At 36.5% G+C, this 12,828-nt stretch carries 9 protein-coding genes; 6 read left to right on the top strand and 3 right to left on the bottom strand.

What is annotated here, in order from left to right; all coding sequences use genetic code 11:
• Complete coding sequence (locus BTO11_RS00445; protein WP_105050731.1) at window positions 1–459, bottom strand: hypothetical protein; 459 nt, start codon at window positions 457–459, stop codon at window positions 1–3.
• A 217-nt stretch (window positions 460–676) separates the two neighbouring features.
• Here BTO11_RS00445 and BTO11_RS00440 point away from each other — a divergent pair, with 217 nt between their 5' ends.
• Together BTO11_RS00440 and BTO11_RS00435 are read left to right on the top strand one after the other, a co-directional pair.
• Window positions 677–1,723, top strand: coding sequence for a DUF21 domain-containing protein (locus BTO11_RS00440; protein WP_105050730.1), 1,047 nt, complete (start codon window positions 677–679; stop codon window positions 1,721–1,723).
• A gap of 249 nt (window positions 1,724–1,972) precedes the next feature.
• On the top strand, window positions 1,973–5,041 hold the full coding sequence (locus tag BTO11_RS00435) for a DUF3857 domain-containing transglutaminase family protein (protein ID WP_105050729.1): 3,069 nt from the start codon (window positions 1,973–1,975) through the stop codon (window positions 5,039–5,041).
• A gap of 154 nt (window positions 5,042–5,195) precedes the next feature.
• On the opposite strand, the gene BTO11_RS00430 is transcribed toward BTO11_RS00435, so the two are convergent.
• Together BTO11_RS00430 and BTO11_RS00425 are read right to left on the bottom strand one after the other, a co-directional pair.
• A complete protein-coding gene (locus tag BTO11_RS00430; protein ID WP_105050728.1) occupies window positions 5,196–6,929 on the bottom strand; it encodes a DUF885 domain-containing protein in 1,734 nt (577 codons plus the stop codon).
• 110 nt (window positions 6,930–7,039) lie between these two features.
• Window positions 7,040–8,455, bottom strand: a complete 1,416-nt coding sequence (locus tag BTO11_RS00425; RefSeq protein WP_105050727.1) for a hypothetical protein — start codon at window positions 8,453–8,455, stop codon at window positions 7,040–7,042.
• A 212-nt stretch (window positions 8,456–8,667) separates the two neighbouring features.
• Between BTO11_RS00425 and ndk the strand changes: the two genes are divergently transcribed.
• The 4 genes from ndk to BTO11_RS00405 all read left to right on the top strand — a co-directional run bounded on the left by ndk (window position 8,668) and on the right by BTO11_RS00405 (window position 12,813).
• The gene (gene ndk / locus BTO11_RS00420; RefSeq protein ID WP_105050726.1) at window positions 8,668–9,099 is read left to right on the top strand and encodes a nucleoside-diphosphate kinase; all 432 of its coding nucleotides are present in this window, start codon (window positions 8,668–8,670) and stop codon (window positions 9,097–9,099) included.
• 234 nt (window positions 9,100–9,333) lie between these two features.
• Window positions 9,334–10,488, top strand: a complete 1,155-nt coding sequence (gene rlmN, locus BTO11_RS00415) for a dual-specificity RNA methyltransferase RlmN (RefSeq protein ID WP_105050725.1) — start codon at window positions 9,334–9,336, stop codon at window positions 10,486–10,488.
• 40 nt (window positions 10,489–10,528) lie between these two features.
• Window positions 10,529–11,884 (top strand): type IV pilus biogenesis/stability protein PilW, encoded by a 1,356-nt coding sequence (gene pilW, locus BTO11_RS00410; protein ID WP_105050724.1) that lies wholly within the window; start codon window positions 10,529–10,531, stop codon window positions 11,882–11,884.
• Between the two features lie 8 nt (window positions 11,885–11,892).
• On the top strand, window positions 11,893–12,813 hold the full coding sequence (locus BTO11_RS00405; RefSeq protein WP_105050723.1) for a RodZ domain-containing protein: 921 nt from the start codon (window positions 11,893–11,895) through the stop codon (window positions 12,811–12,813).
• Window positions 12,814–12,828: the final 15 nt, after the last annotated feature.

The following is a 12,828-nucleotide window of genomic DNA, read 5'->3' as shown; positions in this document are numbered from 1 at the left end:
CTAAAAGCTGAGTTTAAAAAGTAAGTCGCCAAAACCCCAAATGAATGTGCCTGTTAATAACAGTGATACTTCCAGTATGCCTAGCTGTAATCGGAATTTGTTTCTTAAGTCTTCCACTTTACGTTCGTGATCAGATTCAATGGACTCAAGTTCTTTTTCTGCATATTCTTCTGGTGCAGCAATTTTACGTAATTTGACTTTGGCACGAGATAACGCGATACGGCGCTGTACATCCAATCGACTACTTAATAAACCTTCTTCAATTATTCCGCCCATACCAGACCAAATACCCAACATCACAACAATACAGCCGCTTCGAGTTAACCATTCGATATTACAAAACTCTATCATGGTTAGATAAACACCAAGCGCAATGACTAAAATACTAATTAGCCAAATACTAAAATGTTGTACTTTACGAATTACGCCAGTTTCGACTTCTAGTTTATTATCGCTCAATTTAATCTTCTTTTACTGTTAATCATAGTTGGTTACTGATGCCATAATACATGGCTTTATGCTCATCAACTAAGTGATTTTTATTTTAGAATGTACTAGTTTGATTGATGGTAGACTTTAACAAATAAAATTTATTGAGTAGTGAATAATTTATTAAGTTACTTTATTTAGTATTAGTCTATATTCACGACCTTATTTACTTATTAGGACATAACTTATGTCAATGGACATTCTTACTTGGTGCGCAATTGCATTTTGTATTTCACAGTCAGCGATATTTTCAGGCTTGAACTTAGCGCTATTCTCAATAAGCCGACTACACCTCGAAGTGGAAGTTAAAAAGGGCAACAAAGACGCTAAGAAAATACTCAAGTTACGGGATGACTCTAACTTTTTGTTAGCCACTATTTTATGGGGCAATGTGTGTATTAATGTATTGTTAACCTTGTTATCAGATTCAGTGTTGGCGGGGGTAAGTGCATTTTTATTCTCAACCATAGCTATTACTATTATTGGTGAAATTACGCCACAGGCTTATTTCTCGCGTAATGCATTAAAAATGGGCAGTTTATTGTCACCAATAGTACGCTTTTACCAAATGGTATTTTATATAGTGGCAAAACCGACAGGGCTTGTACTTGATGGTTGGTTAGGAAAAGAGGGCATTACCTACTTTGCAGAAAGTGAATTACGTAACATTATACGCTCCCATATTACGGCGGAAGAAGCCGATCTTAATCATGTTGAAGGCATAGGTGCGTTAAACTTTTTTTCTATGGATGAAATTAAAGTAATAGAAGAAGGGGAGTTAATTGCACCTAAATCAATTATTGCCTTACCTACAAAACTGGATTTACCCATTATTCCAGAAATGACAAATAAAACCGATGATCCGTTTTTAGTTTTAGTTAATCAAACCGATTACAACTGGGTTATCTTAACCAATGAGGAAGGTTGGCCTTTGTTAGTGTTAGATGCCGATGGGTTCTCAAGAGCTGCATTGTTTCAGCCTAATGAATTTGACCCTTATCGTTATTGTCATCGTCCAGTGGTGTTAACGGATGAATCAACCTCGCTAAACCAGGCAATATTGGATATGAAAGCTAATGGTTCAATTGACAAAAACTTTGATGGCGTTATTGAGCATGACGTATTGTTAATATGGGGTGAAAATAAACGCATCATTACTGGCGCTGATATATTTGGCCGCTTATTAAAAGGCATGTTACCGCCAAAAAATAAAGACGAATCAGTAAAAGGATAACAGTCTTTATGCTGCTGAGCCCTTATCTGAGCTCTTAATATTACTGTTTCAAAGTACAAAAAAGCAACGTCATTATTTCTTATAATATGAAGACTTTTATTAAGAAAGGTGCGCGTTGCTTTGTTATTTGAGCTGTAGTGTTTGTATTTAATTCCATCAAGCAAGTTCAAAATCGGCAATGTTAAACTCAGTTTTAAATTTAAGTTATGTGGGGTAAACTCATTGCTGAATTTAAAACGGAATTTATAAATGTATAAATCATCTCCTTTCAAGTTACCTATTTTCAAATCATTAATATCGTTAGTGTTTTATATTTTCATCTGTACTTTTAGTTACCAAGCTATTGGCAAAAAATTACATGAAGCGGTTTCTATTGAGCAACAACCTGATTGGGTTGAAAGTAGAAAGGTTGTTTTAAACAGCCCAATCCCAGTTGATGAAATTAGCGGTGGTGTGTTTTATCGATTAGTCGACAACCAAGTTAAAGTAGAAAGTGACGGCTCAAGAGCTACATTTTCACGTTATGTTGAGACTGTGGTTAATCAAACTGGAGTTGAAAGTTCATCTCAGATTAATTTAAATTTTGATCCTAGTTACCATACTTTGCATTTTCATTCCCTCGATATTATTAGAAATGGTAAGCGGATCAGCAAAATAGACTCGTCGAATATCTCAGTTGTAAATCGTGAAAGCGACTTGTCTAATCAGATTTATAACGGCTCTTTGTCGTTAAATATAATCATCGACGATTTACAAACAGGGGATGTTCTTGATTACAGCTATTCTAAGGTTGGTGCAAATCCAGTTTATAAAGGAATTTTCTCCTACTCTCGTAGCATTAACTGGAGCGTACCGGTTCAAAATCAATTTGTGCGAATATTATGGGGAAAAGATAAGCCTTTAAACGTAAAACTTACCAACCTTGATAAGGCCGTTAAACAGTCAAATTGGAAGGAATACAAGCAATATCAAGTGAGTTTAAACTTTGAGACGACGATCAATAGACCAAGCCAAAGTCCTAATTGGTACGACTCTTATGCTCATGTGTATTTTAATGAAAGTCAGAGCTGGGGCGATGTCGTTAATTGGGCTGAACCTATGTATAGTTTTGACTTGGATCATGACTCAATTAATGACGTGGTCAACACAATCAAGAATACCTATTCTGGTAAAGACCAACAGATAGTTGCAGCACTAAAGTATGTGCAAGACGAAATTAGATATTTTGGTATCGAGATGGGCGAAAACTCCCACATGCCTACCGCACCTGAAGAAACGATGAAACTTAAGTATGGTGACTGTAAAGACAAGGTTGTTTTATTTCTGTCGTTATTAGCAGGGTTAGATATTGAAGCCTACCCAGCATTAGTTAATACCGATGACACTAAATTATTAAAGTCATTACCTCCAGGTGTCGGACGTTTTGACCATGTTATAGCAAACGTATTTTATAAAGGTAAACAGTTATGGCTTGATCCGACCATGTCCAATCAATTTGGTCAATTAGCTGAACTTTACCAACCTAATTTTGGCTACGCTTTAGTTCTAAAAAAAGGACAGAGCGATTTGACCGAGATGCTCAACGTTGACCAATATTCGAAGTTAGCAATAACGGAAACATATTCAGTGGGATTTGGGGATGATGCCGATGCGATATTAGCTGTTGATACTGAATATTATGGCCATGAAGCGACTTTGTTTTTAAACCGTGTTGAACGAGACGGCAAGGCGGCAATGTCAGAAGATTTCGAAATTTATTATCAAGGTTTTTTTGCGTCGTTATTAGCAACAGCTGGTATTGATATAAAAAATGATCCTATATCTGGTGTTGTTACATTGAAGGAGGCATACCAAATTCCTAAGTTTTGGCGCCAAGGTGACAACCTTTCTACGGATTTTTATCCTACTGATATACGCAATGCCGTCAAAAAAGTTAAAGAAATAAATCGTACTACTCCGCTTTCTTTAGAGTTTCCAAATAGTATAAATAATACTTTTATCGTTAAGTTTGCTACCAATGGCTGGAAATTTACTGATGAAAGTACATTAGAAGATAATGAGTATTTTAAGTTTAGCGAAGCAGTCACGTTTTCTAATAACATACTGACTATCCATAATGAGTATCAAGCAAAAACGGATCATGTTCCAGCCGAAAAAATTACCGACTATATTGAAGCCCGAAAACGACTACGTAAGGTGGCTTATTTTGGAATTACAAAATACCCAGACAAAGTAGAAAATTCAGACACCAGCCAAAGTACTGATGCTGAAATTACAGACAATGAAACTACCGATAATGAAATTACAAATAATGAAAGCGTAGATAGTCCAGGAAAACGTGATTGGGCAGTAAAATTAGTGTGGGCTTACATCATTGTCTTGACCATTATAATTATACTCTGGCGTCAAGAGTCTAAAAAGCGTCCACAATTTGATGGGGTTGTATTTTTTCCTATCTCAATCGTGAAATTTTTGGTTTTAAGTACTTTGACTATGGGGTTATTTAACGTTTACTGGATGTATCGAAATTGGTTGGCAATAAAAACAGCTCATAAGCTACATATTATGCCAATTGTCCGTGGATGGTTTATTATAATTTGGTTTTATCCATTTATGGCTCACTTAATTGACGACTCTAAAAAACGATTTGGCGATAACCGAGCTATGCCAGTTTATGCTGCTATTTTATTAGCGGTAGGTTATGTCGTGATGTCGATTATTGATGTGTATGTCGATTCTAACTATGGATATATAACCTTCTTTCTTACGCCATTGTTATTTTTGCCTTCACTTGCCTATATCAATAAAGTGAATGAAAAAGAGACTCAAGCTTATAATTACAATTCTACCTGGCGTATTACTACGTATTTAAGCATTATTCTTTTTGCTCCATTATGGATTTATACAGCTGCTACTTTCACTAACTATCTACCAAATTCGAGTGTTGTAACTGAACAAGATATTTTATCAAGTGATCTCAAATATCTTTATCGTAAAAATGTCTTGTCGCCGAATGAAACTATTTCTCACTTTTACAGTGCAGGAACGTTTGATGTTCGTGAAGATGGTAATGGTTTCACAGAAACAAGAGTGTTTTCGTATTGGATGGATGATGACACTGGCTTCCAGATTAAGTCGGCTACTTATGACAAAATAAAAGCTATCAATGTGAAGCAATCAAAAAATGCGTCTAAGGATACAATTGTTACCATAGTGTTAGATGATGAAAGTGAATTTCTACTATTTGTGTCAGCGGTTGATAAAGGTGATATTGAATTTGTCGATACGCTAAAACTTTATTGGAAAAAATATAAATAAATGTAATAGACGTTAGTACGTAAAACTAAAACTATCATCAGAGCTATTTTATATAGCTCTGATTTATATAGCACCAATTTATATAGCTCTGATTTATATAGTTCTGATTTATATAGTTCTGATTTATATAGCTCCGAGCATAAGACGTTCAGAATTAGATTTTCTGTTTAGCAATCCAGTCTTTAGTTAACTCTTCCAATAGCGCTAACGGCAAGCTACCATTTTTAAGTATTTGATCGTGAAAAGCCCTTACATCAAATTGTTCGCCAAGTTCCGTTTCTGCAAGTTTTCTCAGTTCTAACATCTTTATCTCACCAATTTTGTAAGATAACGCTTGAGCTGGCCAGCTAATGTATCTGTCTATTTGGCCAATTACGTCAGGCATGCTCAATGCGGTATTTTCAGCTAAATAATCAATTGCTTGCTGACGAGTCCAACCTTTGGCATGAATGCCGGTATCAACCACTAAACGGCATGCACGCCATGCTTCATAGGTTAAACGGCCAAAGTCACTGTAAGGGTCTTGGTAAAATCCTATTTCTTTGCCTAATTTTTCTGAATATAAGCCCCAACCCTCGGTAAATGCTGAGTGTGACAATATTTTTCTGAACTCTGCCATGTCTACTTCACGGGCGATTGAACCTTGTAGATGGTGACCTGGTTCGGCTTCGTGGAAGGTTAATGCTTCAAGTGTGTATAAAGGTTCGCTTTTTAGGTTTTTAGTGGCTAGAAAATAAGTCCCAGATGTTTTACCTGAACCATCAGAGCCAACATAATAAGCGCCACTGGCACTAGATTTAATATCAAATGGCGTACGCGGTAATACGGAAAACCACTTAGGTAGTTGTGCTGCCATTTTACGGCTTATGTAACTGGCTTTTTCTAGTAAGTCGCGTTCGGTTGTCGCGTAAAATTGTGGGTCGGTTCTTAAGAATTGAATAAAGGATTTAAAGTCACCTTTAAAGCCAACTTTGTTTATGATTTGCTGCATTTCTTGGCGGATACGTTTTACTTCATCTAAACCTATTTGATGTATTTCATCCGCTGTCATGTCTGTGGTTGTAAAGTAATTAATGAGATATTTGTAGTAATCTGCTCCACCTTCAACACTACTAATTCCAGCGATGGTTCTACAATTTGTCATGTAATCTTCTGTGAAAAAGTTATAAAACTTTTGGTATTCAGGGATCACTACATCAGTGATAAGCTGTTTGGCTTTTTTGCGATAGGTTTGTTTATCTTGTTGGTTAAAGTTTGCTGGGATATTGGCTAGAGGTGCCCAAAAGTTACTGTCTTCAACCTTATCAACTATGTGTTTACTAATTGATTTGTGGTAATCCTTAAAGGTTTCACAGTACTGGGTATAGCCTTTTTCAATTGCTATGGTTAAGTCATTAATATGTTCTTGGTTGTAACGTGGGAAGTCAGCCAAGCTTACTAAATAGTTATCGTAGTCTGTGGTGGTTAAAAATGACATGTTAGCTGGTGCGCCAGCAAAGTAGCTGTGGTAACCCGCGTAATAATTCATTGGGAAGTAGTGATCTATATTCTGGTAACTTTTAGCTTCAGTTTGACGTTCATATTTAAATAAACGGTAAGTAACTTGGTCATCGTCTGATAAAGCCGTTACGTCAATGTTATCTAATTCGGTTAACAAGGCTTGATTGTATTCGGCGCGGCGCTTTCTGCCTGCATCAGACATTTCTGGCAGTTTGCCATTCATTCTAAAGGTGTCTGGATCGTTTCTAAAAAAGACTTGCTCTGTGCTGGCATTTTGCCAATGTTTATCTAATAGTTGCTGAAACTGAGCTGTGTTATTGCTGCCAGCATCAGTACAAGCGTTGATGATAAATAGGGTCGATAGGAAAAAAATAGCTTTTAATTTCATTGGGCTCTCTTGAATTCGTCTTAGTTTTGACACACCTTAGTTTACCGATAGTTCGCTGAAATAAAAGGGAAATGCCAGAATGTCCAAAGGTCGAACATTCTGGTTCAATGCTAGTTTGGTTTTAATCTGTTATCTCTACGCCAAAACTTCTTATGCTCTAAATCGATTTGCCAAGCTTCTGATGGATTCCAAAAGTAACCATTAGGGAACTGTTTTTTATAATAAGACGTATCGAATTCTGAGTTTTTACGTGCTGTACTGTTTGAAACTATATAATCCTTAGTGACCGCAACTTGGGTATGGTCGTCCGCATAAACTTGGCGGCGAGTAAGTTGTTTGACTACTGCCGTTGTCGGCTCTGGAGGGTTCAACGCCGATACAATTGCGCGTTCTGGATAGCCAGTTTCTAAAGATATAAACGAAATACCAGCTCCTAGCGGATATTTGCCGACCATATTTAAAAATACTTCAGCATAAGGTTGGTACACCATCTTTTTTTCTATACCGCTGTTTAAGATATCGTAAGCTTTGAAAATAAATCTAAAGTCATGCTGGTGCTTAGTCGACAAGGTAAATGACGAATAGATCATTGGAATACGGAGTAAATTACCCATAGGATCTTGTGATTTAGGGTAGTTCTTAACAATGGACTCTATAATATCAAACTTATCTAATTCAATATTAAGTTGCTCTTCACCCCAATAACGCTCTAATGGTTTACCGTATCCCCAATTTAAGTAGATGTTGGTATTGTCGCTGATGGTTTTAATTAATACCTTACGGGCATCTTCATCTAATGCCTGGAAACGATCACCTTGATAAATAGCTTCTGCTTCCATGCAGTAACTGCCAATATTATGCAGCAGGGCTGCGATGATAATTGGATTGAGAACTTCTGTTATATAAATGTCTAATTCTTCAGCGTGATGTTCCACTAAGTCGGGATCTTTTTCATGCTCTGACAGAGAAGGAATACGACTTATAATATAATCATCATCAATAATACCTTGGCCAATAAGCTGAGTTAACAGTGAAATTACCAATGCCGATATATAAATAGGTTTGGTTTTTTCGTTGATCTCACAACGATTATGATCGGCGGGTAGTGGCGCGCGTAACATCATAGTTGCAATAAACTGACTCGCGTCTCTTTCCTGTATCGTAGATTTGGCAATGGATGTGGCGATATCGTTTAACAAAGCTTGGCGTTTTTTAAACCCTGCAAATATTTGAGGTTCAATTTTATCTACTTCAGCTTGAGACCTTAGTTTTATCGCTTCTAACTCTAAAAGATAAGATTTAGGATCACTGTGACCTTTTATTTTAGGTAAGACATTATGCTTTTTTTTGTAATTATAAATAGTGGTAAGCTGATGCTGTATTTCCTCGAATCTTTTAGATTCCTTAGCGTATACCATATGTAAGGCTTTATATTGGGCAAAAAAGTCAACGGCATCATCTAACACAAGTTGATATTTTGACTTTAAAGTATTTAGTAGTTCAGTTACAAACTGAGGTTGTGACATTAAATTGAGCCCGTAATATGTTTATTTAATAAGCACTTAGGTGATAAGTCTTATTTAATTTCAGATCGTGTGAGTAATAAGAATAGCGCAATTAATATAAGTTTGTGAATAGTAGTTTTTACCATATTTATTTTTAATTAATTAACGTATAATTCGCGCCCTAAATTTTAGAACCCTTAATTATTAAATTTAAACCTTGGAGTTTAACTAACATGGCTTTAGAACGTACTTTTTCAATCATCAAACCTGACGCAGTTGCTAAAAATGTAATCGGCGCTATCTATAACCGTTTCGAATCTGCAGGCTTACGCATTGTTGCTTCTAAAATGGTTCACCTTTCAAAAGAGCAAGCTGAAGGTTTTTACGCTGAACATAGCGAACGTCCTTTCTTTGGTGCTTTAGTTTCTTTCATGACTTCTGGCCCAGTAATGGTTCAAGTTTTAGAAGGCGAAAATGCAGTATTAAAAAATCGTGAAATCATGGGCGCAACTAACCCAGCTGAAGCACTAGCTGGTACTTTACGTGCTGACTATGCAGCTTCTATCGACGAAAATGCTTGTCACGGTTCTGATGCTCCTGAATCAGCAGCTCGTGAAATTGCATATTTCTTCTCTGCAGACGAACTTTGTTCACGTACTCGTTAATTTAACTTTTTGCTTAAGCACAACTATCGTTAAGCAATATTAAATAAACAATACGTTAAAAGGACTTAGAAATTCTAAGTCCTTTTTGTTTTTCTAATCACTCTTAAATATTGCACAGAATTAGCTATAAATTAGAGTTATTAGAAAAATTAGTACGCGTGTAATAACGCATCCATTTCTTTTAGGGAGCACTCCCTAATAAAGAACCAAGATATAAGTTACAAAGAGGCTTTTATGACTGTAGAAATAACCACACCGGCGACCCAACTTACCGCTGCAAAAATTAATTTAATGGATTTTGACCGTAAAGGTATGCGTAAGTTTTTTGCTGATGAATTTGGCGAGAAAGGATTTCGTGCTGACCAAGCGGTGAAGTGGATTTATCAAATGGGTAAAACTGATTTTGATGAAATGACCAATTTTTCTAAAGTCTTAAGAACCAAATTAAAAGAAAAGTGTGTGATAAAAGCACCAGAGATCAGTGTTCGCCAAGTATCGACTGATGGAACAATTAAATACGCTTTACTATTAGAAGATGGACAAGAAGTAGAAGCCGTTTGGATCCCTGATGGAAATCGAGCAACCTTGTGTGTGTCTTCTCAAGTCGGTTGCGCGTTAGAATGTCCGTTTTGTTCAACGGGCGCACAAGGCTTCAACCGTAATTTGAAAGTCGGTGAGATCATCGGTCAAGTTTGGCGTGTAGTGCAAGATATTGGTTGGGATGGTTTATCAACCAACCGTGCTGTAACTAACGTGGTTATGATGGGCATGGGCGAGCCGTTATTAAATGTTAATAATGTGGTTCCTGCTATGGAACTAATGATGGATGACTTCGCTTTTGGCTTGTCTAAACGTCGAGTTACGCTTAGCACTTCTGGTGTTGTACCGGCTTTAGATTTATTAAAAGAAAAAATTGATGTGGCGTTAGCTATTTCATTACATGCGCCAAATGATGAATTACGAGATATCTTAGTTCCAGTTAATAAAAAATATAATATTGAAGCCTTTTTAGCATCATGTCGTCGTTATATTGATGGCTCTACTGCCAATCAAGATATTACGGTTGAATACGTTATGTTAGACGGTATCAACGACTCCATGGAACAAGCTCGTGAATTAGCCAAAACATTACGTGGCACGCCTTCAAAAATAAACCTTATACCGTGGAATCCGTTCCCAGGAGCACCGTACGGTAAATCGTCTAACTCTCGTGTAGATAGATTTGCTAAAGTGATGCAAGAAGAGGGGTATACTTGTATTGTACGTCGTACTCGAGGTGATGACATCGATGCAGCTTGTGGTCAACTTGCTGGTGATATTGTTGATAGAACTAAGAGAGTATTGAAAAAACAGGCGAAAGGTGATTCAATCTCGGTCAAAATAGTTTAATAGTTTTAAACACTTATACTAAAAATAATTGAGAAGAAATATGCGCACTAGTATTTTGCGAGCGATCATATATAGCTTAGGGTTAATATTTATATTTGGCTGTGTGACAGAACAGTCTTATATTGACTCTGATCAGCAAGCTCGCTCGTTAGCGTTTGATAAAGAAGATGCTGCAAAGTCTAGACTGTTATTAGGTCTAGGCTACCTACGTAATAAAAACTACCCACAAGCTAAATACAATTTAGATAAAGCCTTAGAATATGCGCCGATGCGTGCCGATACTCATTCCAGTTTAGCTTACTATTATCAAGCGGTTGGTGATGTGGTAAAAGCTGAACAATCCTATCAGAAGTCATTGCAAATTGGTCCCAACAACCCTAATACATTAAATAACTATGCCGTATTTTTATGTAAATTAACCGATTACGATCATGCAATAATGCGTTTTAAGCAAGCCGTTGCAATTCCTCGTTACAGCCAAATCGCTGAAAGCTATGAGAATATGGCTTTGTGCATGCTAAAAGCTGATTATTTTGAAGACGCTCTCAAATCGCTAACTCAATCCTACCAACATAACCCGAATAGCTCTGAAACCTTACTCGACCTTATTTCAGTGCATTATGCTATGGGGCATTTATCAGAAGCATTTAAGTTATATAACACCTATTTAGCTAGGTCAGAACAAAATGCCCAAAGTTTGTTAATGGGGATTTTGCTGGAAACTTCAGCAGGAAAACATAATAAAGCTAAACAATACCGTACTCGTTTAACCTCAGATTTTCCGCTAAGTCACCAAAGTTTGTTGTTAAGCTCGAATTTAATTCAGGAATCTATTTTTGAACAGCGAAAAATACGCTACTTACAAATAGTTAAACAAGGTTCAAAAGCAAATACTCAAACGGTGAAAGTACAAAAATTATCAAAAAATCAAGAAATTGTTAAAGTAGAAAGTAAGCCGAGTAGTCCGCATTCAGTGGTCGGTATTGGGAAGTCGTCAGCTTTACCTAGTGAAATTATTGTTTCACAACAAGATGATAATTCTAAGACTGAGTCGGTTAAACGAGCACCTACTTTAGATATAAATGTCGATAATGTTGAAATTCCAAGTTATACAGTTCAATATGGAGAAAATTTATATCGAGTGTCGCTTAAATTTAATGTTCAAATTTCAGCTTTAGTGAAATGGAATAAATTAAAAAGTCAGCAAGTAAACTCTGGCGATAAGTTGTTTGTTCAAAACCCAGATATTTTTTATACGGTAAAACAAAGTAAAGATTTGTCAGCAATAGCCGATGAATTGAATATTCCTTTGGCTAAGTTAATGGCTTGGAATAAAGTGAAACATGACGGTTTAGTCGCCGTAGGTACTAAAATCTTAAAAGTGGAAGTGGAGTAGTTTTGGTCATGAGTGAGCAATCGAACGACGAACAAAAACAAAAACAAAGTCCTGGACAAATTCTAGTTGCGGCTCGACAAGCACTAAATATCGATTTAGTTGATTTAGCAAAACAAATAAAAGTACCATTACATGTATTAGAAGCGATTGAAAAAGATCGAGTTCCTAAAAACTTACCTGATACTTTTGTTCGTGGATATATCCGCTCTTATGCTAAAAAAGTAAATGTATCAGAAGATTCAGTTCTTCCTGTAGTTGAAACTAAAGGTGTGGTTTTTGACGAATCAGCTAAAGAGATGCAATCTTTTTCTCGTAGAACGAAACGTAAAGAATTAGAAAGACGATTGTCTTTTGTTACCTGGATCTTTGCTATGATTGTTATCGCAGCATTAGGTTTTTGGTGGATTCAAGATAATCAATATAGTGACTTTGCTCCAGTAGCTGGTGATGACGATCATATTATTGTACAAGCCAGTGAAGTGAAAGCGGTAGTGCCGGTTAAACTACCTGTCATTTCAGATGAAGAGACTTCTACTATAGCTGCTGCAACAACAACGGTTGCTGCGGAAGAATTACCTAAATTTGTAGAAACGGCGGTTCCAGTTAATAATATTCAAAGACCGGTTCCATTAAGTGCATCACAAAAATCTATGGTTGCCGACAATGGTACTGTTGATGCAGAAGGTTACATTAAAGTAGAGATGCGTTTTGAAAGTGAATGCTGGGTTGAAGTTTATGACGTAAACGGTGACCGTATTGCCGTTGGTAATAAACCTGGTGGTTACGTAATGTCATTAAATGCACAAGGTCCACTAAGTGTGTCACTTGGTAAACCTGAAGGTGTGAGTGTTTTTGTAAATGGCAAAGCGTTCACTCTTGATCATTTACCTAAAAATAGAGTAGCTCGTTTTGAGTTAGAAGCTTTATAATAGGGTAAACTGCCT

Origin of the sequence: Psychrosphaera saromensis (assembly GCF_002954545.1) — a bacterium.
Lineage (GTDB): Bacteria > Pseudomonadota > Gammaproteobacteria > Enterobacterales > Alteromonadaceae > Psychrosphaera > Psychrosphaera saromensis.
This window is presented reverse-complemented; position numbering and strand designations above follow the sequence as displayed.